A 19,566-nucleotide genomic window follows, 5' to 3' on the forward strand; every position below is an offset into this window, starting at 1 on the left:
AAGAGGGTGGCGCTCCCTATACTTGCCTCATGGACAGGGACCTGGAGCGCGCCGCCGTCGTCGCACTGCTGCGGCGAGGCAATCGCTCCTGGCCGGAGCTGACCGACCAGATCGAGAGTGTCGGCAGTACCCGCGAAGTTCTGGAGAGCGGGCTCGACGTCTCGGGGCAGGGCGCCCTGTTCGAGGCTGGGCCCGACGTGGACCTTGAGGCGGTCCTCGCCGAGATCGCGGCATGGGAACGCGAGGGTATGCGCCTGGTGACCATCCTCGACAAGGACTATCCGCTCTATCTGCGATTGGTCCACCAGCGCCCGCCGTTCCTGTTCCTGCGAGGAACATCCCTTGAGGAGGATCTGCGGGTCGCCGTTGTCGGTACCCGGACGCCTACGCCGGAGGGGATCGCTCACGCTCGTGCCATCGCGGGTGGACTTGCCGAGCGCGGCGTCACCGTCGTCAGTGGCCTTGCCGCAGGTATCGACACCGCTGCTCACGGCACCGCTCTCGCTGTAGGCGGCCGGAGCGTCGCGGTCATCGGGACAGGGCTTCGCCGGACCTATCCGGCCCAGAACGCCCGTCTGCAGCAGGAGATCGCGGAGCGCGGCCTGGTGATGTCCCAGTTCTGGCCGGATGCCCCTCCCACGAAGACGTCGTTCCCGATGCGCAACGCCGTGATGAGTGGCTACAGCCTGGCCACGGTCGTGGTTGAGGCGGCTTACCGCAGCGGCGCCCGTATGCAGGCCCGCCTGGCTCTGGAGCACGGCCGTCGAGTCTTTCTCATGCGCTCCCTCATGACCCACGAATGGGCCCGGGAGTATGCGCGCAGGCCCAATACCACCGTCATCGACGGTCCGGACGACGTTTTCCGTCAGCTCGGTTCTCTCGTCCCCGCCGCGGGCGAGCTGACCTGGGCCTAGCCCACGAGCTCCATGGCAACTGTCAACGAGTTGACTGATCGATACGCGAACGTTCTCGTTCACCCCTTACCACCGGGCCCGGGGGTTTGCCAGGTGTGCCGAGGTACGGCGAAGCCGGGCTTCTCCACCTGCTGGCAGTGCAAAGAGGCGAAGGAAGTCCTGGGGCCGGGCACCGCCGACGCGGTGATTCCTGTAAGCCTGGCTCTCAAGAACGAGCAGTACGCCAATGAACTGTGGCGCTACAAGAACACCATGGGTGCTCAGCAGCAATACTTCCGGACCGGACTGGCCGCGGTCCTGTGGCGGTTTCTCGGCCTGCACGAAGGCTGCGCTGCGGCTCGCTGCCATGTGTCCGGCTTCGGCATCGTCACGACTGTGCCCAGCACCAGGAAGCGCGAGGACCATCCATTGCGCACAATGGTGGCCCGCACCGTCGGGATCACGCGTGACCGGCATCGTGATCTGCTCACGCCCACACCCGGCGCGGCCTCGCTCGGTCGTGCGGCCTCCGTCGCGCTACGTCTCGTCGGTGCTCCGTGGGGAGAACGTCCTCCTCATTGACGACACGTGGACCACCGGCCACCATGCGCAGTCAGCTGCGGCGGCCCTGAAATCGGCTGGGGCAGGTAGCGTCGCCATCGTTGTCCTCGGCCGTCATCTCAACCGCACGTTTGGTGACACCGAGTGGCTCGTGGAACAGGCCCGTCTGCGCAGCTTCTCGTGGGATGCCTGCGCGTTCCGGCGCTGGAGCCACGTGTGAGTGCGACCTGACCACCTCCACTGTTCACCCCGGGAAGAGCCAGCCGTTGCCGGATGGCGTGCGACCGGGCGCGTGGCGAGCGGCAGAACGGTGAACGGTGCTTCTATCGTTTGAGGTTCGCGAACCGGAGGGACGGGGGAGGCCGATGGGTGCGGGTGGCTGGTCGCCGGGCAGGCTCGACCGGATGCGGCGGGTACTGACGGGGCATGTGGACAGTGGCCGGGTGCCCGGTCTGGTGGCGCTGGTCTGCCGGCGCGGCGAGGTCCGGGTGGAGGCGCTGGGCGCGATGGCGGCCGGTGGCGGGTCGATGCGTGAGGACGCGGTTTTCCGGATCAGTTCGATGACGAAGCCGATGCTGGCCGTCGCGGCGATGATCCTGGTGGAGGAATGCCGTCTGCGTCTCGACGACCCGGTGGACGGGCTGCTGCCCGAACTGGCGGCCCGCCGGGTCATGCTGCGGCCGGACGGCCCGCTGGGGGACACCGAGCCCGCGCTGCGGCCGGTCACCCTGCGCGATCTGCTGACCCACCGGATGGGCTTCGGGATCCTTCTCGCGCCACCCGATCAGTACCCGGTCCAGCGGGCCGTCGGTGAGCTGGAGTTGTGCCAGGGCCCGCCCAAGCCGGCCACCCCGCACGGCCCGGACGAGTGGATGCGACGGTTCGGTACTCTGCCGCTGATGCATCAGCCGGGCGAACGGTGGATGTACCACACGGCGTTCGACGTGCTGGGCGTGCTCCTGGCGCGCGCCTCCGGGCAGCCGCTGGAAGAGTTCCTGCGCGAGCGCCTCTTCGAGCCGCTGGGCATGACCGACACCGGCTTCCACGTCCCGCCCTCCGCCCTGGACCGGCTGACCACCAGCTACGCGAGGGACCCGGAGACGGGCGGGCCGGCACTCTACGACGGCGTCGAGGACAGCCAGTGGAGCCGTCCCCCGGTGTTCCCCTCCGGCGCCGGCGGACTGGTTTCCACCGCGGCCGACTGCCTGGCGTTCGGGCAGATGCTGCTGCGCGGCGGCAGGCACGGCGGGGTGCGCGTCCTGTCGCGGCCCTCCGTGGAGCTGATGACCACCGACCAGCTGACCCCGGCCCACAAGGCCCGGTCGGCCTTCGGGGCAGGGTTCTGGGACAGCCGGGGCTGGGGGCTCGGGATGTCCGTGGTGACCCGGCGCGACCAGGTGGGGACCGTACCGGGACAGTTCGGATGGAACGGCGGGCTCGGCACCTCCTGGTACTCCGACCCGGCCGAGGAGATGACGGGCGTCCTCCTCACCCAGTGCATGGAAGGGGCAGAACTGTCCCCGGTGGAGGCCGACTTCTGGACCTGCGCCTACCAGGCCGTGGACGACTGACGCGCCACCCGCCCGGTCCGGGCCCGCAGGCGCTCCGCTCCGGTTCCTTCCGTACGGAGCCCTGGCCCTGACCGGTGCCGCAGCGCACCGCGCCTCCGCCATGGCAGGACTCAGGGTGATGGTCACATCACCCTTGGTCTCCACGAACGAGTTAATTCACTCTGCGGGACACATGACGTGCCCGGACGTTGGGGACAAACCGGCCATCCAGCGTCGACTTGAGGCGGTCGCCGGGCGACCGCCGAGGGAGGGGAGCCGGTATGAGCAGTGCCGATCCCGTGCGGGCCTGTACGTTCACGCACGTCGAGGGCCTGGAGTTCGATCCCCAGCTGAGACAGCTGATGACCGAGGCGCCGCTCTCCCGGATCCAGCTCCCCTTCGGTGAAGGCGTCGCCTGGCTGGCCACCCGCTACGAGGACGTGCGCGCGGTCACCACCGACCGCCGGTTCAGCCGCGCGGCGGTGATCGGGCGCAACTTCCCCCGGATGACCCCGGAACCGATCGTTCAGGACGAGGCGATCAACGTGATGGACCCACCGGAGTACAGCAGGCTGCGCCGGCTGGTCTCCAAGGGCTTCACCAACCGGCAGGTCGAGGAACTGCGGCCGGCCACCCAGCGGATCGTCGACGGCCTGCTGGACGGCATGGAGGAACACGGCCCCCCAGCGGACATCGTCCGCCACCTGGCCGACCGCCTTCCGATGACCACCATCTGCGAACTGCTGGACATCCCCGAGGACGACCGGCCCGAGCTGCGTCGCCGTGCGGTGGCGCTGATGTCCTTCGGGGCGGGCAACCGGGACGCCCAGGCGCAGGCCAAGGCCGAGCTGCGCGCCTACTTCACCGAGCTGACCGCAAAGCGCCGCCGCTCCCCCGGCGAGGATCTGCTCAGCCGGCTCGCTCTGGCCAGGGACGGCGAGGAGCTGCTGGACGACCGGGAACTGGCCGTCATGGGCATGGTGCTGCTGGTCACCGGCCACGACACCAGCACCTACCAGATCAGCAACATGACCTACACCCTGCTCACCCATCCCGAGCAGCTCGCGAAGCTGCGGGCGCAGCCCGAGCTGCTGCCGGACGCCATCGAGGAGCTGCTGCGGTTCATCCCGTTCCGCAAGGGCGTGGGCATCCCGAGGATCGCCACCGAGGACGTGGAGATCGGCGGAGTGATGATCCGCGAGGGGGACACCGTGCATGTCTCCTACCTCACGGCCAACCGGGACGACGGGGCGTTCGACCAGCCCGACGAGCTGCTGCTGGACCGCGAGGGGGCCGCCCAGCACATGACGTTCGGCTGGGGGACGCACCACTGCATCGGCTCGCACCTGGCCCGGATGGAGCTCCAGGTGGCGATCGGCTCGCTGCTGTCCCGCTTCCCCGGCCTGCGGCTCGCTGTCCCGCCCGAGCAGGTGGAGTGGAACACCAGCTCGATCTGGCGGTATCCGCACGCGCTCCCGGTCGCGTGGTGACCGGGAGGTGAGGGGGATGGCGACACTGTGCAGGCCGGCCGTGGACGTGCCGGAACACGTGATCACGATGGAGCAGACCCTGGACATGGCGCGCGATCTGCACGCCGGACATTCACAGCTGCCCCTGGTGCTGCGGCTGATCGAGAACACCGGGGTGCGCACCCGGCACATCGTCCAGCCCGTCGAGGAGACGCTGCGGCACCCGGGTTTCGAGCGGCGCAACGCTCTCTACGAGGCAGAGGCGAAGGCGCGGGTGCCGCCGGTGGTCAGCAGGGCGCTGCTCAACGCCGGGCTGGAGCGGCGCGACATCGACCTGATCATCTACGTCTCCTGCACGGGCTTCATGATGCCGTCGCTCACGGCCTGGCTGATCAACACCATGGGGTTCCGCGGCGACACCCGGCAGCTCCCGGTCGCCCAGCTCGGCTGTGCCGCCGGCGGTGCGGCGATCGGCCGGGCGCACGACTTCTGCCTGGCCTACCCGGAGGCCAACGTCCTGATCGTGTCGTGCGAGTTCTGCTCGCTGTGCTACCAGCCCACCGATCTGGAGGTCGGTTCGCTGCTGTCCAACGGGCTCTTCGGCGACGCGATCTCCTGCGCGGTGGTGCGCGGCCGCGGCGGCGAGGGCATGCGGCTGGAGCGCAACGGCTCGCACCTGGTGCCGGACACCGAGAGCTGGATCTCCTACGGGGTACGGGCCACCGGCTTCCACTTCCTGCTGGACAAGCGGGTGCCGGCCACCATGGAGATGCTGGCCCCCGCCCTGCGGTCGCTGTCGCAGGAGCACCGGTGGGACGTGTCGGCTCTCGACTTCTACATCGTGCATGCGGGCGGCCCGCGCATCCTGGACGACCTGTGCCGGTTCCTGGAGGTGGAACCGTCGATGTTCCGGTTCAGCCGGGCGACGCTCACCGAGCGCGGCAACATCGCCAGTTCGGTGGTGTTCGACGCCCTGGACCGGCTGTTCGCCAAGGGCAGGCTGCCGGACGGCGCCCGCGGACTGGTCGCCGGTTTCGGTCCCGGCATCACCGCGGAGATCGCCCTGGGCAGCTGGTCCGCGGGCCCCGGGGACGCGCCGGACACCGCCACCCGCGCCGTCGTGGAGCGGGCCGACGGGCCCGCCGGGTCCCCGGTGGCACCGGAGGGCGGTCCGGCCCCGGGAAACGTTTCGGCGGACCGGCCTTCGTCCATCCCGATCCCGGCCCCCTCCCCTCCCCGGTGACCCGGGCCGGGGCGGGCGGAGCCCGCTGTCCGCGGTGTCCGCGCCCCCTTGGTTCGGCCCGGCGCCCCCGCCGCCCGTAGGCTTGCGAGTGTGACGACACCGCAGGACCGGCAGACCGGGGAGCAGGACACGGACGGGCAGGAGACCGGCGGGCAGTCAGCCGCCGGAGCCGGGACCGAACGGCTGGAGAAGGCCGTGCGGGCGGCCGAGAACGCGCTGATCGAGTTCGAGATCGCCGTGGAGACGTTCCGGGTCGAGGTGGAGAACTTCTCCCGGCTGCACGAGGAGCGGCTCGGCCCGCTCTACGCCCGGCTGGAGGAGCTGGACGCCCGGATCGCCGAGGCGCAGGCCGACCGCACCGGCGACCCGGAGGACCGGCGCCGCGCCAAGGAGGCCCGGGCGCTGGTGTCGCCGATGCCGAGCGTCTCCGCCCTCTTCGAGGGCTGGCTGGACTCCGACGGCATGTCGCAGGAGGCCGCCGCGATGCTCAGTGAGCGGTCCGTGCAGTCGCCGCCGCGGGTGCGGCCGGGCGAGGATGCCCGCAAGCTGTTCCGAGAGCTGGCCCGCAAGGCCCACCCGGACCTGGCCCGTACGGACGCCGAGCGCGACCGGCGCGGAGCGTTCATCGCCCGCGTCAATCTCGCCTACTCGCGCGGTGACGCCGAGGAGCTGCGGGAGCTGCTCGCGGAGTGGGAGGCGGGGCCGGCCCCGGAGCAGCCGCGGCCGGCCCGCGGCGAGGAGCTGTTCGCCCGGCTGGAGTGGCTGGCCCGCCGCAAGGAGCTGCTGACGGAGGCCGCGGGCGCGCTGGAGGACAGTGCGATCGCGGCCATGCTGCGGATGGCCCCCGACGACCCGGACGGCCTGCTGGAGGAGGTCGCCGCCGGGCTGCGCACCCAGATCGACGAGCGCGAGCGGCAGCTCGCCGAGCTGCTGGCGGGCTGACCGCGCCCGCCGCCGACGGCACGTGGCGGGAACAGGCCGCCCGGGATGATCAGAGTCGCCGTCTGCCCTAGGGTCGGCGGCATGAACTTCGCGCAGTATCCCTCTGTCACCGTCGACGGCATCCCCGACGGCGCCTTTCTGCTGGACGTCCGGGAGGACGACGAGTGGGCGGCCGGGCACGCCGACGGCGCGCTGCACATTCCGATGGGCCAGGTCGTCCTGCGCTTCGGCGAGATCACCGAGCGGGCCGCCGACCGCCGCGTGTATGTGCTGTGCAAGGTCGGCGGGCGTTCCGCCCAGGTCACCGCCTACCTGGTGCAGCAGGGTCTGGACGCGGTGAACGTCGACGGCGGCATGCAGGCCTGGCAGTCCGCCGGCCGCCCCCTGACCAGCGACACCACCGACTCCCCCTTCGTGGCCTGAGGAACCGGGCCCTGTTCCGACGGGCGGGTTGGCGGAACAGGGCCCGGTCGGTGCGGTCCGCTCACGGCGCGGGGCAGGGATCGGTGGGGATGCGTGCGTGGAGGTGCATGTCGTGCCGGCCGTCGGCGTGCACCATGGCGCTGCGCCGGACGCCCTCCTGAACGAAGCCGGACTTCACGGCCACCCGGCAGGACGCCTCGTTGTGGACCGAGTGCGCGAGTTCGAGCCGCCGGAACCCGATGTCGTCCAGGGCCCAGCCGGCCAGCGCCCGCAGCGCCCGGGTGGCGACGCCGGTGCCACGGGCTTCCGGCAGCACCCAGTACGCGCATTCGGCGGCCCCGTGCAGGAGGTCCATCCAGCGCAGCGACATCCGGCCGAGCACCTCGCCGTCCACGTCGTCGCCCCGCGTGATGGCCCACTGGGCGGCCCGCTCGGCCTCCCAGTGCCCGGCGGAGTCCGTGATCCACCGGCGGGCCTCCTCCGGTGTCGCCACCTGGCGCATGTGCCAGCGCCCGATCCCCGGGTCCTGGAAGGCGCGCACCAGCACGGGCGCGTCCCCCGCCCGCCACGGCCGCAGAACGAGAGAGCCGTCCCGCGAGGCGATCGAAGGCTGCGCGCCCGAGGAGAGGCTGCCGGCGGGGACGGTGAACGGTATGGCACAGGGCATGCGCCGCATCATCCCTCACGGTGCGCCGTGGGACACTTACCGCTGGTCGGATGACCGGCCGCTGCGGACCGTGCCACCGAGGCTCCTCACCAAGGGCTCGGTTCCGCGGTCGCGGCGCTGGGCGAGCGTACTGGGGGGCGTGTGATGTCGCTGAGCTATGAAGGGCTCTGCCACCTGCGATTGGGGAATCTCGCTGCTGCCGTACTGGCATGGGAGGAGGTGGCCAGGGACCTCAAGTCGCAGGCTGAGGAGGCTCGCACGGGCATGCGGGCGAAGACGCTGGCTGCCCGCTGGCGGGGAGAGAACGCCGAGGTGTCCAGAGCGTTCATCCTCACCGCTGCGAACCGGTTCGCTGCCGCCCATAGCCAGGCCCAGAGCATGCACAACATCCTGCGGGACTTGCATGACACCTTGGAGGCGCAGAAGCGGCGACTTCACGAGCTGGCAGAGGAAGCCCGCGGCCACGGCCTGTACATCCAGAGGGACGGGACCGTTATCCCCCAGGAGCAGGGCCCTTATGCCCCGGACTATCTGGAGACGTCTCCGCAGAACCGCCCGCAGCCGGCGTGGGCCGGCCGGTTGCCTGCCCGGGAGCCGTCGGGCAACCCCGAGGCCGCTGAGGCGATAGTTGTGCGAATGAGGGAGATTCTGCTTGCTGCCGAAACGGCCGACTCCGACCACGCTCGCGCTCTGATGCATCTGGCCGGGGAAGACGAGGACCACTTCACAGGCCATTCCTTCGACGGCATCGACGACGCCCGTGATGCCTTGGGAAGCGGCGCGAGTATGGCGGCTGCGGATGTAATCGACCTGATCGAGAGTGGTCAGCATCTGACTGATGCCGGTCTGGCGGATCTCTGTGACTATGTGCATCAATGGAGTCATGATCCTGATTTTTCCGAAGCTCTGGCGCTGGGGATGGGGCCGGAGGGAACACTTGCTTTCTGGGGCGAACTGATGGATGCCCGCAGGAGTCAAGGTGCCAGTCCTGAACGTGTGGAAATGCTGGGCGATCTGCACGAACATCTGGGTACGACGCTGGGTTTGGCGACCCGGAGCGACTCTGCTGCCATGAGCGTGTGGAAAGAAGAGATCATTGGATTGGGTGCCCGGCGTGACCCGAGTGTGCAGGGAGGGCCCTACGGATTTCAGGTCATGAGCAGTCTGATGCTTCACGGTGAGTGGGACGGTCGGTTCCTCCAGGACTACGGAGCTGGTTTGGTTTCCGTCGAGCGTGAATGGGACGAGGTCGGTACGCTCTGGGGCGACCCGGCATCCTTGCGGCTGGGAGACCCCTATGGGCCTGATGCATTTCTTGCCCTGGATCAGGGGAAGTTCCCCCACGACCCGGTAACAGGTTTCATGGCAGCGCTGAGTCGCGATCCGGAAGCGGCCACCTCGTTCTTCAGTGCCAGGCACCCGGAGGATTTCGCCGATTACTTCTTGTTGAGCCGGGAGCTGGGTGAACTGACTTATGAACAGGCCGAGAGCGGTGGGCTCGCCTCGCGCCATGCGGTCGGTGAGGCTCTGTACGCTGCGACGACCGGACTGAGCCCGGCGGACTCTCTGGGCGAGAACCGGGTCGAGCCCGGTCCTGAGCACCGGGAGCTTTTCGAGAGAACACTCTCCCTCCTCGCGCCGTCCGGGAAGGACTTCCCTCCTGAACTCCGGGAGCCCGTAGCTCGGGTGCTGGCCTATCGCGGTGAGGAAGTGTTTGATTCGATCAGTGTGCTGAACCCGCGCAGCAGTGAACTCGAATACTACGAGTTGAAGGATGTGATGGTCCAGGTTTCCAGGGACCCGATCGCATACAGGATCTTGAACGAAGGGGTGAACCTGGAGATTCTGGAGCGAGTGCGGGACCCTGACCAGGGGGAGCTGGGCGATCCGGCCAAGAATGGTCCGGAGAAAAGCCTTCGTGAAGCGGGGGCCTCGGTTGGATTCTTGGAGCAGGTGCGCTACGAGGCTCTTGAGCAGAACGAGAAGGATCCCACCTGGACGAAGCACGGTTTCTATCATGGAATCGGCTCGGTGGTTACCTTCGTCCCGACATGGGGGGACATCATTCAACGGGGCGTTGACATGCTCACCACGGCTTGGCTTGATGAGGAAGTCGCCAGGCGTGACGAAGAGCGGAGTGATCAACACACCGTTGAGTTCGATGCGCGGAGGGGGCAGCTCGATGCGATCGTGAAAGAATGGTCAAAATCTCATCTGGGGTGGCAAGAGGGGGAAGAGATCCTTCGTGAGTGGCAGTCGGTTATTTCTGCTGATGCTCTTCTGGGTAATGCGGCCGCCCGGAAGGAAAAAATGTGAACATGTCTATCCGTAGCGTGACTGCCATAGGTCTTCTTGCTTTGGTTCTGGCCGGATGCCAGTCCACGCAGGGACGTGAGGTGCCTGACTCTCTGTGCGGCACGCATGTGACGTCCGACCTTACAGCCGATCTCATTCCTCCGGGGGAGATCGCAGAGGATCTGCGGGAAAGGCAGGGCTGGCCCAAGACGGTCTGCCGTGTCCTGGTCGACGGGGTCGTGGTGCTGTACATAGAAATGCAGATGCAAACGACGCCCCTGGATCCGATGGAGTTGGCGACGGAGCACTGGCAGATGATGTTCGGTGATCCCCGGCGGCTGGACATCGGTGACAGTGCTGTGGTGGGGGATCACGGCATCGCTGTTCTCGCTGCGTGCCCCGGGTACAAGGAGGGGGCGTCCTACAGCGTGGACATCCTGGTGAAGAACCGGGACCCGGATGATGTGGACAGCAACAGGGTGGCGCTGGAGGCGTTCGCGCGCGAGTACTTCCCGCAGTCGCGGCAGGACGCAGGGTGCTGACTTCCGGCGGAAGTTACTCGGGGAGGAGGGCTCTGCGGGCTCGGATGATCAGGCGGTGGGCCTCGGCGCCGTGGACGGCTGTGCGGTGGCAGGCATCCCAGACACGGCGGTAGAGGCGCACGTCGGCGGGGTCGTCGAGCCACATCTCCGCGTGCCAGGCTTCCGTGATCACCAGCCGGTCGTCGTGCAGGGAGAACCCCGAGAGCGGGGGCAGTTCCAGTTCGGCCCCGAAGGGAACGACGCCCAGCCTGACGTGGGCCGAGGCGAGGAACTGGCATATGTGGTCGAGCTGTTCCCGGAGCGCTTCGGGCGGGCACGGGCGGGAGCGCAGCGCGCCCTCCCAGAGGAGGAAGTGGAAGGAGCGGGTGCGGTCGCTCAGCACCTCCTGGCGCTGGAGGCGCGCGCGCACTGCGGCGGTGACATCGTCCGGCGCGGAGTGGATCGCGGCGAACCGCCGGAGCACGGCGTGCGCGTAGGCGGGGGTCTGCAGCAGGCCGGGTATGAGGGACGGGTCGAGACTGCGCCGGTCGCGGGTCCGGCTGCCTTCGAGCCGGTGGGTGTCCTGGACGGCGCGGTAGCCACCGGACAACTGCCGGCGCCAGGACCGGTACTGGGTCTCCAGGCCGCGCAGCCGGCCGGCCAGTTCGGCTGCCGCTTCGGGTGAGCCCGTGGCCTCCGCCCAGGCGCGCAGGTCCTCGGGAGTGGGGGTCTGTCTGCCGTTCTCCAGCTTGCTGATCTTCGACTGGGGCCACCCCAGCCGGCCGGCCAGCGCTCTGCCGGTCAGCCCTCCCTCGGTGCGCAGCTCGCGCAGGCGCAGGCCGAGGGATATCCGGGCTTCCCGGAAGTCGGTGCTCACGTCAGCGAAGCTACCCGGGTTCTGAACGACTCATAGGGAGTGGCGTGATGCCAGGCCGCGTCGCGGAGCTGGCAGGCACGCAGGACTTCCCCGGGGTCGGTGACGATCTCCATGCCGATGGTCTGCTCGCCGTCGAAGTGGAACCGGGCGACCGCCCGGGAGTCGAAGAGCCAGAAGTCGGAGAGCGGCAGGCCGTGTCGTTCGGCATCCGAGCGCCACAGGTAGCGGATGTCCTCGCCCGCCGCGACGTTGGTCCGTGCGCAGGCCAGCAGGTAACGCTGGTTCTCCGTGGGCGGGTTGTCCACCAGTCTCACCCGCTCGAAGCGCTTCCCGTTGCCCGTCATGCGGCGCACGTTCGAGAACCACGGGTGGCCGGTCTCGCCGGCCGTGTCGCCGGTGCGCAGGAACTCCCGGTAGGAGGGCGTGGCCTGGTCCGAGGCGTAGCCCCTGCGGGTCTCGAACCGCCAGGCGGTGTGCTCGAAGCCGTCGTTGATGAATTCGTTGATCTTGGACTGGGGTACGAAATCCGGTACCCGCGTGCCGTCCCGGGGAGCGAAGTCGACGAGCAGTTCCCGGGGGACGACGACGAACGCCTCTCCGTCCCGGATGTACTTGAGCTGCGCCATGTCGGCGGGGTCGTTCACGGTGTCGCCCTGCACGATGATCTCGCCGGTGTCGAGGTCCTCGTACAGGGTGGGGCAGTCGCCGACGCCGGAGGTGCTTCCGAGCACACGCAGCCTTCTCGCCACAGCCGATCCCCTCCGATGGTGGTCCCGACAGCAGGATGCTGCCGGGACCGTTCTCCGAGGGGCCGTGATTCTCGATTATTCGCACGGCCCGGCCCGCCTCACCCGCCCGTGGGGGCGCGCGGGTGAGGAAGGGGCGTGCGAGGCAGGGCACGGCACGTCCAGGAGCACCCAGCGGGGCGGTGATGCGCCGCTGGGGAGGCCGGGGACCGCACGGTTCTCAACCGACGCCGTGATCGACCTCGTTGTCCCTGCGTGAAGCGAACGGCTCAGACGACCATGACCCGGCGTCCGCGTGTGTGACCGGCCTGGCTGTCGGTGTGCGCCGCCGCGGCCTCGGCGAGCGCGTACGACTTCTCGACCGGGATGTGGAGTTTTCCCTCGGCGATGAGGCGGGCGGCCTCGGCGAGTGCTTCCGGTATGCTCCCGGCCACGCCGGAGAACCGGACACCGACCTCCTGCGCGGCGGGGTCGGCGATGGAGATCACCTTCCGCGGATCTCCGGTCAGCTCGACGAGCTCGCGGAGCACACCTGATCCGGCCACGTCGAGTGCCGCGTCGACCCGGCCGAGCAACCGCACCCGTTCGACCCAGCCCTCGTCGTACGTCGTGGCGGCGGCGCCCAGGCCGCGCAGATAGTCCTGGTTCGCGGCCCCGGCCGTGCCGATCACCGAGATGCCGCGGTCGCGGGCGATCTGCAGCACCGCCGATCCGACTCCCCCGGACGCACCGTTGACCAGCAGTGTCTGCCCGGACCGCACACCGGACTCGCGGATGATGCGCAGCGCGGTCTCCATCACGGAGGGGTACCCGGCCGCCTCCTCGAACGTCAGGCCCTCGGGCATGCGGGTCCAGGCCGACAGCACCGCGAACTCGGCATAGGTGCTCGATCCCGCGCCGAACACGTGGTCGCCGACCTCGACCCCGTCGACGCCCTCTCCGACCTCGTCCACCGCCCCGGAGGCGTCCTGGCCGACTCCGGCGGGCAGCCGGGTCGGCTGGATCTCCCGGAACTGGCCTGCACGGATCCTCCAGTCGACGGGGTTCACGCCCGCCGCCCGCACAGCGATGCGTATCCGGCCGGGGCCCGCGTGGGGCTCCTCGGCGTCCACGAGTCGCAGCACGTCCGGACCGCCGAACTCGGCGAAGCTCACTTTCTTCATGCCGCCGACCGTAGCACTAACGGTTAGCTTTTTGGGGCTGTTCTGTTTCTGTGGCTGGTAGTGTGCGGGCATGACCGTGCCTACCGGACGCCGCGAGCGCAAGAAGGCCGCCACCCGCCGGAAGATCGCCGACACCGCCCTCCGTCTCTTCCTGGAACGCGGGTACGACGCGGTGGGCATCCGTGACGTGGCCGAGGAGGCGGACGTGGCCGTCACCACCGTCTTCTCCCACTTCGCCTCGAAAGAGGCCCTGGTGTTCGAGGCGGACGGCGACTTCGAGCAGCGCCTCGCACAGGCGGTCACCGGCCGGGCGCCGGACGAGCCCCTCATCGCTTCGCTGCGCCGCGAGATCCGGGCCCTGGTGCGGCATTGCACGGGAGACAGCGCCGCCCCGGTCTGGCGCATGATCGATGCGTCACCCGCCCTGCGGGAGTACGAGGGGGCGATGAGGCTGCGCCACGCGGAGTCGCTGGCAGCGGCCATCGCCGGTGATCTCGGGCTGCCGCAGACCACGACGGCCTGCCGGGCGATCGCGAGGTTCGTGACCGACGCCTACGCGCTGGCCCGTGAGGCGCGCGACCCTCAGGCCGCGGTCGACGAGGTCTTCCTGATGATCGAGGCGGCCTGGGAGGCCGCCGGCCCTTCCGGCCGTGCGCGAGCGACGTGAAGGCGACTGCCTGACCGATGCCACCGAGCCCTCCGGAAATGGCGAAGTTCGCCTGCGAAGAGTGTCGATTTCCGGCTGTGCCGTTCGACGTGGGGGTGAGAGGGCGGGGAGAGGTCCCGTCCGTGTCGCTGAGGAGCGATGGCATGCCGCGTTACCTGACGATGATCCGTCTCGACGAGAAGAACTCCCCGGCGGGGCCGAGCCCGGAGCTGGAGCAGCGGATGGGGGCGCTGTTCGAGGAGATCACCGAGGCGGGGGTGATGGTGGAGACGGCTGGGCTGACCCCGAGCTCGGAGGGGACGCGGCTCACCTGGTCGGGCGGCAAGCTGAGCCGGACCGACGGGCCGTTCGCGGAGAGCAAGGAGGTCGTCGGGGGCTACTCCATCGTCCGTGCCGAGAACAAGGCCGAGGCGGTGAAGTGGGCCCAAAGGTTCCTGGAGGTGCACGAGGAGGAGTGGACCATCACCGCCGAGGTCCGCGAGATCATGGAGATGCCCGAGGACTGATCCGCGGTCCGGACCGCCCGTCCGGCCGCCGCACCCCGTCCTGTCCCCCGCCCGGCCCGGGTGCCGGTTCAGCGGGGGCGGGCGGCGGCGGTGAGGCGGTCGGCGGCCCGGCTCAGGGATTCGGGGCGGCGGCAGAAGGAGAAGCGGACCAGCCAGGGGGCGGGGTCCGGGCCCTGGCGGAAGGCGCTGGTGGGGATGGCCACCACGCCCGCGATGCCGGGCAGTTCGCGGCAGAAGCGGTGGCCGTCGTCGAAGCCCCAGGGGCGGACGTCGGCCTGGAGGAAGTAGCCGGCCTCGGCGCGCCAGGGGCGCAGGCCCGCCGTGGTCAGGCCGGTGCTCAGCAGTTCGCGGTTGCCGCGCAGGGTGGCGCGCAGCCCGGCGGCCCAGTCCTCGACGCCGTCCAGGGCGCGGGCCAGCGCGGCCTGGTAGGGAGTGCCGGAGGCGTAGGTGAGGAACTGCTTGACGGAGGTGACGGCGGCGACCAGGTGTGCCGGGCCGCTGATCCAGCCGACCTTCCAGCCGGTGACGTTGAAGGTCTTGCCGGCCGAGGAGACGGTCAGGGTGCGTTCGCGCATGCCGGGCAGGGTGGCCAGCGGGATGTGCGGGGTGTCGTCGTAGACGAGGTGCTCGTAGACCTCGTCGGTGATGACGGTGAGGTCCCGCTCGACGCACAGCTCGGCGACGGCGGTGAGTTCGGCGAGGGTGAAGACGGCGCCGGTGGGGTTGTGCGGGGTGTTGAGCAGCAGGACGCGGGTGCGGGGTGTGACGGCCGCCCGCAGCGCGTCGGGGTCCAGGGAGAAGCTGTCGCCGTCCATGGCCAGCGGCGCGGTGGTGAGGGTGGCTCCGCTGAGGCGGGCGCCGGCCGGGTAGGCGTCGTAGCAGGGGTCGAGGGTGAGCACTTCGTCGCCGGGGCCGGTCAGCGCCAGCAGGGCGGCGGCCAGGGCCTCGGTGGCGCCGGTGGTGACCAGGACCTCGCCGTCGGGGTCGAGGGCCAGGCCGTAGCGGCGCCGCTGGTGGGCGGCGACGGCCTGCCGGAGTTCCGGTAGGCCGTAGGCGGGCGGGTACTGGTTGTGGCCGGCCAGCACGGCGTCGGCGACGTCCCGCAGCAGCTGCTCCGGGCCGTCGAGTTCGGGGACGCCCTGGCCGAGGTTGACGGCTCCGGTGCGGCGGGCCAGCTCGGTCATCTCGGTGAAGATCGAGGTGGGGATGGGGCTGCTCTCGCTGCCCGGGGCGGGCTGCTGCGGCTGGGCGGTCATGGGCGGCGGCTCACGGGGGTCGGTGCGGTGGCGGGCGGGGACCGGCCGGCGGGCTCAGGCGTCGAAGTCGAGCTCCACCTGTCCGGTCAGGGGGTGTGACTGGCAGGCTAGTACGTATCCGGCCTCCAGCTCCTCCGGTTCCAGGGCGAAGTTGCGGTCCATGTGGACTTCGCCCCGCACGAGGTGGGCGCGGCAGGTTCCGCAGACGCCGCCCTTGCAGGCGTAGGGGGCGTCGGCGCGGTTGCGCAGCACCGTCTCCAGGAGGGTTTCGCCGGGCTGGACGGGCCAGCTTCCGGAGCGGCCGTCGAGGGTGGCGGTGACGGTGGCGTCGGTGGCGGTCTCGGCGGCGGGTGCGGGCGCGGCGGGCGCGTCGTCGGCGTGGAACAGCTCGGTGTGGACGCGTTCGCGGTCCACGCCCAGGTCGCGCAGGGCCTGCCGGGTGGCGTCGATGAGGCCCAGGGGCCCGCACAGGTACCAGCCGGCGACGGTGCCGACGGGGAGCAGCGCGGGCAGCAGGGCGGTGATCCGGGCGGCGTCGAGGCGTCCGGAGCCGAGGCCGGCCTGCTGTTCCTCGCGGGAGAGGGCGTGCACGAGCTGGAGCCTGCCGGGATGGCGGTCCTTGAGATCGGCGACCTCCTCCAGGAACATCGTGCTGGCCGCGGAGCGGTCGGCGCGCAGCAGGGTGAAGCGGGCCTCCGGTTCGGTGGCGAGCAGGGTGGCGGCCATGGACAGTACGGGGGTGATGCCGCTGCCGCCGGTGACGGCCGCGAAGTGGCCGGGGCGCGGGGCCAGGGTGAAGCGGCCGGTGGGCGGCATGACGTCGAGGGTGTCGCCGGGGGCGACCTCCTTGACGACGTGCGCGGAGAAGGTGCCGCCGGTGATGTGCCGGACGCCGACGGTGAGTTCGGACGGCCCGGCCGGGGCGTCGGCGGGGGTGCAGACGGAGTAGTTGCGCCGCAGTTCGGTGCCGTCCGCTGCCCGGTGGCGGAAGGTGAGATGCTGGCCGGGGATGAAGCGGAACTCCTCGCGGAGGGCGGGGGGCACGGTCAGGGTGAGGGCGACCGCGTCGTCGGTGAGCCGGTCGACGCGCGCGACCCGCAGCGGGTGGAACATCCTCACAGCTCCTTGACGTGGTCGAAGGGTTCCCGGCAGGACTCGCAGCGGCGCAGCGCGGTGCAGGCGGTGGCGGAGAACCGGCTGAGCAGGGTGGTGTCGGTGGAGCCGCACTGCGGGCAGCGGATGGCCAGGTCCACGGGCACCGGCCCGGCGGAGCCGGACGCCGGGCCGGTGGGCCTGGGGGGTGCGATGCCGGCCTCGTGCAGTTTGCGGCGGCCCTCGGCGGTGATGTCGTCGGTGGACCAGGCGGGGGCGAGCACGGTGCGGACGGTGACGCGCGGGACGCCGGCGTCGTGCAGGGCCCGTTCGATGTCCGTGGCCATCGCTTCGACGGCGGGGCAGCCGGTGTAGGTGGGGGTGATCTCGACCTCGGCGGTGTCCGGGGCGGTCAGCCGCAGGTCGCGCAGGACGCCGAGTTCGGCGAGGGAGATCACCGGGAGTTCGGGGTCGGGGACGGCGCCGGCCACGGCCCGCAGCTCGGCTTGGCGGGCGGCGCCGGTGGCGGTCGCGGGGGCGGCGGTCACCAGGTGGCTCCGGGGTGGCTGCGGTGCAGATGCTGCATCTCGGCGAGCATCCGGCCGAACGGCTCGGTGTGGATGCCCTGGCGGCCGGCTCCCGCGCTCCAGGCGTCCTGGTCGGGGCCGTCGGGCACGGTGAGGCCCGCGGTGCGCAGGGTGCCGGTGACGCGCGCGGTCCACTCCTCGCGCAGGGCGGACGGGCCGGGGGCGGGGAGTCCGTCGAGCGGGGCGAACAGCTCGCCGGTGTACCGCCACAGGGTGTCGGCGGCGCGCTGCATGCGGCGGTGGCTCTCCGGGGTGCCGTCGCCCAGGCGCAGGGTCCACTGCACGGCGTGGTCGCGGTGGTAGGCGACCTCCTTGACGGCCTTGGCGGCCACCGGGGCGAGGCGTTCGTCGCCGCTTCCGGCCAGGTCCGCGTACAGCAGTTCCTGCCAGGAGGAGAAGTAGAGCTGGCGGGCGATGGTGTGGGCGAAGTCGCCGTTGGGCTGCTCGACGAGCTGGACGTTGCGGAAGTCCCGCTCCTCGCGCAGGAACGCCAGCTCGTCCTCGTCGCCGACGAGGGACAGCAGGGTGCGGGCCTGGCCGAGGAGGTCGAGCGCGATGTTGGCCAGCGCGACGTCCTCCTCCAGGGCGGGGGCGTGGCCGGCCCACTCGGCGAGCCGGTGGGAGAGCACCAGGGCGTCGTCGGCCAGCGCCAGGGTGGCGCGGCCGGTGCCGGTGGCGGGCAGTGTGACGGTCACAGGTGACGCACCCCCTCGGGGATCTCGTAGAAGGTGGGGTGCCGGTAGGGCTTGTCGCCGGCGGGATCGAAGAAGGGGTCCCTCTCGTCCGGGGAGGAGGCGGTGACGGCGGTGGCGGGCACCACCCACAGGGAGACGCCCTCGGCGCGGCGGGTGTAGAGGTCGCGCGCGTTGCGCAGCGCCATCTCGGCGTCGGGGGCGTGCAGGGAGCCGGCGTGGGTGTGGGCCAGGCCGCGGCGGCTGCGGACGAAGACCTCCCACAGCGGCCAGTCGGCGGTGCCGGCGGGCCGGGGGGTGGGGGTGGTGGGTGCCGGGTGGTCGCTCATGCGGCTGCCTCCGTGTTCCGGGCGCTGTGCTTGGCCGCGTGGGCGGCGGCCGCCTCGCGGACCCAGGCGCCTTCCTGGTGGGCCCGGCGGCGCTGGGTGATGCGCTGCTCGTTGCAGGGGCCGTTGCCCTTGAGGACCTGCTGGAACTCCGTCCAGTCGATGGGGCCGAAGTCGTAGTGGCCGCGCTCCTCGTTCCAGCGCAGCTGCGGGTCCGGGAGGGTCAGGCCGAGGGATTCGGCCTGCGGCACGGCGATGTCGACGAAGCGCTGGCGCAGTTCGTCGTTGGAGTGCCGCTTGATCTTCCAGGCCATGGACTGCGCGGAGTGCGACGACTGGTCGTCGGGCGGGCCGAACATCATCAGGGAGGGCCACCACCAGCGGTTCACGGCGTCCTGCGCCATGGCGTGCTGGGCCTCGGTGCCGTTGCTCAGGGCGTGCAGGAGCTCGTAGCCCTGCCGCTGGTGGAAGGACTCCTCCTTGCAGATGCGGACCATGGCGCGGGCGTAGGGGCCGTAGGAGCAGCGGCACAGCGGGACCTGGTTGGTGATGGCGGCGCCGTCCACCAGCCAGCCGATGGCGCCGACGTCGGCCCAGGTCAGGGTGGGGTAGTTGAAGATCGAGGAGTACTTCTGGCGCCCGCTGTGCAGCTTGTCCAGCAGCTCCTCGCGGCTGGTGCCGAGGGTTTCGGCGGCGCTGTAGAGGTAGAGGCCGTGCCCGGCCTCGTCCTGGACCTTGGCGATGAGGATCGCCTTGCGGCGCAGCGAGGGGGCGCGGGTGATCCAGTTGGCCTCCGGCTGCATGCCGATGATCTCGGAGTGGGCGTGCTGGGCGATCTGCCGCACCAGCGTGGCGCGGTAGGCGTCCGGCATCCAGTCCCGTGGTTCGATCCGCTCGTCGGCGGCCACGGCCTGTTCGAACCCGGCCTCGCGTGCGTCCTGCGCGCCGGGCAGCACCGTCGTCATCGCCCGCCCTCTCCTCTCAGCCGACCGATCGTTCGGTCCAATGGTGGTGGTCTCCGCTTCGGCGTGTCAAGGGCGCCCGCGGGCGGTACGGTGCACGGGTACCGCACCGCACGTTCCGGGGGGAG

21 protein-coding genes are annotated in these 19,566 nt (G+C 70.6%); 11 read left to right on the plus strand and 10 right to left on the minus strand.

Features of this window, described 5'->3' with window-relative positions; translation table 11 throughout:
• The first annotated feature begins 29 nt into the window (after positions 1 to 29).
• The 7 genes from ABD299_RS16770 to ABD299_RS16800 all read left to right on the plus strand — a co-directional run bounded on the left by ABD299_RS16770 (position 30) and on the right by ABD299_RS16800 (position 7,081).
• On the plus strand, positions 30 to 914 hold the full coding sequence (locus ABD299_RS16770) for a DNA-processing protein DprA (protein ID WP_344263155.1): 885 nt from the start codon (positions 30 to 32) through the stop codon (positions 912 to 914).
• Between the two features lie 12 nt (positions 915 to 926).
• Positions 927 to 1,475 (plus strand): hypothetical protein, encoded by a 549-nt coding sequence (locus tag ABD299_RS16775; RefSeq protein ID WP_344263157.1) that lies wholly within the window; start codon positions 927 to 929, stop codon positions 1,473 to 1,475.
• Between the two features lie 344 nt (positions 1,476 to 1,819).
• Positions 1,820 to 3,025: a serine hydrolase domain-containing protein gene (locus tag ABD299_RS16780; protein WP_344263159.1), complete on the plus strand. Its 1,206-nt coding sequence runs from the start codon at positions 1,820 to 1,822 to the stop codon at positions 3,023 to 3,025.
• A 260-nt stretch (positions 3,026 to 3,285) separates the two neighbouring features.
• Positions 3,286 to 4,494 carry a cytochrome P450 gene (locus ABD299_RS16785; RefSeq protein WP_344263161.1) on the plus strand — a complete coding sequence of 403 codons (1,209 nt, stop codon included), beginning with the start codon at positions 3,286 to 3,288 and terminating at the stop codon, positions 4,492 to 4,494.
• A gap of 16 nt (positions 4,495 to 4,510) precedes the next feature.
• Positions 4,511 to 5,716 carry a type III polyketide synthase gene (locus tag ABD299_RS16790; RefSeq protein ID WP_425581351.1) on the plus strand — a complete coding sequence of 402 codons (1,206 nt, stop codon included), beginning with the start codon at positions 4,511 to 4,513 and terminating at the stop codon, positions 5,714 to 5,716.
• Between the two features lie 90 nt (positions 5,717 to 5,806).
• Positions 5,807 to 6,658 (plus strand): hypothetical protein, encoded by an 852-nt coding sequence (locus ABD299_RS16795; RefSeq protein WP_344263165.1) that lies wholly within the window; start codon positions 5,807 to 5,809, stop codon positions 6,656 to 6,658.
• 81 nt (positions 6,659 to 6,739) lie between these two features.
• The gene (locus ABD299_RS16800; protein ID WP_344263166.1) at positions 6,740 to 7,081 is read left to right on the plus strand and encodes a rhodanese-like domain-containing protein; all 342 of its coding nucleotides are present in this window, start codon (positions 6,740 to 6,742) and stop codon (positions 7,079 to 7,081) included.
• Positions 7,082 to 7,142: 61 nt separating this feature from the next.
• On the opposite strand, the gene ABD299_RS16805 is transcribed toward ABD299_RS16800, so the two are convergent.
• Positions 7,143 to 7,748, minus strand: a complete 606-nt coding sequence (locus ABD299_RS16805) for a GNAT family N-acetyltransferase (protein WP_344263168.1) — start codon at positions 7,746 to 7,748, stop codon at positions 7,143 to 7,145.
• 264 nt (positions 7,749 to 8,012) lie between these two features.
• Between ABD299_RS16805 and ABD299_RS16810 the strand changes: the two genes are divergently transcribed.
• Positions 8,013 to 10,064 carry a hypothetical protein gene (locus ABD299_RS16810; RefSeq protein ID WP_344263170.1) on the plus strand — a complete coding sequence of 684 codons (2,052 nt, stop codon included), beginning with the start codon at positions 8,013 to 8,015 and terminating at the stop codon, positions 10,062 to 10,064.
• Between the two features lie 80 nt (positions 10,065 to 10,144).
• Positions 10,145 to 10,585 (plus strand): hypothetical protein, encoded by a 441-nt coding sequence (locus tag ABD299_RS16815; protein WP_344263172.1) that lies wholly within the window; start codon positions 10,145 to 10,147, stop codon positions 10,583 to 10,585.
• Between the two features lie 13 nt (positions 10,586 to 10,598).
• Here ABD299_RS16815 and ABD299_RS16820 read toward each other — a convergent pair whose 3' ends face one another.
• The 3 genes from ABD299_RS16820 to ABD299_RS16830 form a co-directional block, all read right to left on the minus strand.
• The gene (locus tag ABD299_RS16820) at positions 10,599 to 11,441 is read right to left on the minus strand and encodes a helix-turn-helix domain-containing protein (RefSeq protein WP_344263174.1); all 843 of its coding nucleotides are present in this window, start codon (positions 11,439 to 11,441) and stop codon (positions 10,599 to 10,601) included.
• Positions 11,438 to 12,190 (minus strand): DUF6879 family protein, encoded by a 753-nt coding sequence (locus tag ABD299_RS16825; RefSeq protein ID WP_344263177.1) that lies wholly within the window; start codon positions 12,188 to 12,190, stop codon positions 11,438 to 11,440. Before ABD299_RS16825 ends, ABD299_RS16820 begins: the two co-directional genes overlap by 4 nt.
• Positions 12,191 to 12,456: 266 nt before the next feature.
• A complete protein-coding gene (locus tag ABD299_RS16830; protein ID WP_344263180.1) occupies positions 12,457 to 13,350 on the minus strand; it encodes an NADP-dependent oxidoreductase in 894 nt (297 codons plus the stop codon).
• Positions 13,351 to 13,420: 70 nt separating this feature from the next.
• Here ABD299_RS16830 and ABD299_RS16835 point away from each other — a divergent pair, with 70 nt between their 5' ends.
• Together ABD299_RS16835 and ABD299_RS16840 are read left to right on the plus strand one after the other, a co-directional pair.
• Positions 13,421 to 14,017: a TetR/AcrR family transcriptional regulator gene (locus ABD299_RS16835; protein ID WP_344263182.1), complete on the plus strand. Its 597-nt coding sequence runs from the start codon at positions 13,421 to 13,423 to the stop codon at positions 14,015 to 14,017.
• 143 nt (positions 14,018 to 14,160) lie between these two features.
• Entirely contained in the window at positions 14,161 to 14,523 is a 363-nt protein-coding gene (locus ABD299_RS16840; RefSeq protein WP_344263185.1) for a YciI family protein, read from the plus strand.
• Positions 14,524 to 14,591: 68 nt separating this feature from the next.
• Here the strand turns inward: ABD299_RS16840 and ABD299_RS16845 are convergent, their stop codons facing one another.
• Genes ABD299_RS16845 through paaA form a run of 6 tightly spaced genes read right to left on the minus strand, consistent with a single transcriptional unit; the run spans position 14,592 to position 19,441 of the window.
• The gene (locus ABD299_RS16845; RefSeq protein WP_344263187.1) at positions 14,592 to 15,779 is read right to left on the minus strand and encodes an aminotransferase class I/II-fold pyridoxal phosphate-dependent enzyme; all 1,188 of its coding nucleotides are present in this window, start codon (positions 15,777 to 15,779) and stop codon (positions 14,592 to 14,594) included.
• A gap of 54 nt (positions 15,780 to 15,833) precedes the next feature.
• A complete protein-coding gene (locus ABD299_RS16850; RefSeq protein WP_344263189.1) occupies positions 15,834 to 16,892 on the minus strand; it encodes a 2Fe-2S iron-sulfur cluster-binding protein in 1,059 nt (352 codons plus the stop codon).
• Positions 16,893 to 16,894: 2 nt separating this feature from the next.
• Positions 16,895 to 17,422, minus strand: a complete 528-nt coding sequence (gene paaD, locus ABD299_RS16855) for a 1,2-phenylacetyl-CoA epoxidase subunit PaaD (RefSeq protein ID WP_425581355.1) — start codon at positions 17,420 to 17,422, stop codon at positions 16,895 to 16,897.
• The gene (gene paaC, locus ABD299_RS16860) at positions 17,416 to 18,153 is read right to left on the minus strand and encodes a 1,2-phenylacetyl-CoA epoxidase subunit PaaC (RefSeq protein ID WP_344263193.1); all 738 of its coding nucleotides are present in this window, start codon (positions 18,151 to 18,153) and stop codon (positions 17,416 to 17,418) included. Before paaC ends, paaD begins: the two co-directional genes overlap by 7 nt.
• On the minus strand, positions 18,150 to 18,479 hold the full coding sequence (gene paaB, locus ABD299_RS16865; protein WP_344263195.1) for a 1,2-phenylacetyl-CoA epoxidase subunit PaaB: 330 nt from the start codon (positions 18,477 to 18,479) through the stop codon (positions 18,150 to 18,152). Before paaB ends, paaC begins: the two co-directional genes overlap by 4 nt.
• Positions 18,476 to 19,441, minus strand: coding sequence for a 1,2-phenylacetyl-CoA epoxidase subunit PaaA (gene paaA / locus ABD299_RS16870; RefSeq protein WP_344263197.1), 966 nt, complete (start codon positions 19,439 to 19,441; stop codon positions 18,476 to 18,478). The genes paaB and paaA overlap by 4 nt, the downstream gene beginning before the upstream one ends.
• Between the last annotated feature and the right edge of the window lie 125 nt (positions 19,442 to 19,566).

It is taken from the genome of Streptomyces sodiiphilus (assembly GCF_039529215.1).
Lineage (GTDB): Bacteria > Actinomycetota > Actinomycetes > Streptomycetales > Streptomycetaceae > Streptomyces > Streptomyces sodiiphilus.

Bases quoted from the DNA above. Each gene is read 5' to 3' on its own strand.
- ABD299_RS16780 (WP_344263159.1), top strand. From the start codon at position 1,820: ATGGGTGCGGGTGGCTGGTCGCCGGGCAGGCTCGACCGGATGCGGCGG.
- ABD299_RS16810 (WP_344263170.1), top strand. From the start codon at position 8,013: ATGCGGGCGAAGACGCTGGCTGCCCGCTGGCGGGGAGAGAACGCCGAG.
- paaA (WP_344263197.1), bottom strand. From the start codon at position 19,441: ATGACGACGGTGCTGCCCGGCGCGCAGGACGCACGCGAGGCCGGGTTC.
- ABD299_RS16800 (WP_344263166.1), top strand. From the start codon at position 6,740: ATGAACTTCGCGCAGTATCCCTCTGTCACCGTCGACGGCATCCCCGAC.
- ABD299_RS16785 (WP_344263161.1), top strand. From the start codon at position 3,286: ATGAGCAGTGCCGATCCCGTGCGGGCCTGTACGTTCACGCACGTCGAG.
- ABD299_RS16850 (WP_344263189.1), bottom strand. From the start codon at position 16,892: ATGTTCCACCCGCTGCGGGTCGCGCGCGTCGACCGGCTCACCGACGAC.
- ABD299_RS16790 (WP_425581351.1), top strand. From the start codon at position 4,511: ATGGCGACACTGTGCAGGCCGGCCGTGGACGTGCCGGAACACGTGATC.
- ABD299_RS16845 (WP_344263187.1), bottom strand. From the start codon at position 15,779: ATGACCGCCCAGCCGCAGCAGCCCGCCCCGGGCAGCGAGAGCAGCCCC.
- ABD299_RS16835 (WP_344263182.1), top strand. From the start codon at position 13,421: ATGACCGTGCCTACCGGACGCCGCGAGCGCAAGAAGGCCGCCACCCGC.
- ABD299_RS16840 (WP_344263185.1), top strand. From the start codon at position 14,161: ATGCCGCGTTACCTGACGATGATCCGTCTCGACGAGAAGAACTCCCCG.
- ABD299_RS16830 (WP_344263180.1), bottom strand. From the start codon at position 13,350: ATGAAGAAAGTGAGCTTCGCCGAGTTCGGCGGTCCGGACGTGCTGCGA.
- ABD299_RS16770 (WP_344263155.1), top strand. From the start codon at position 30: ATGGACAGGGACCTGGAGCGCGCCGCCGTCGTCGCACTGCTGCGGCGA.
- paaB (WP_344263195.1), bottom strand. From the start codon at position 18,479: ATGAGCGACCACCCGGCACCCACCACCCCCACCCCCCGGCCCGCCGGC.
- ABD299_RS16775 (WP_344263157.1), top strand. From the start codon at position 927: ATGGCAACTGTCAACGAGTTGACTGATCGATACGCGAACGTTCTCGTT.
- ABD299_RS16805 (WP_344263168.1), bottom strand. From the start codon at position 7,748: ATGCCCTGTGCCATACCGTTCACCGTCCCCGCCGGCAGCCTCTCCTCG.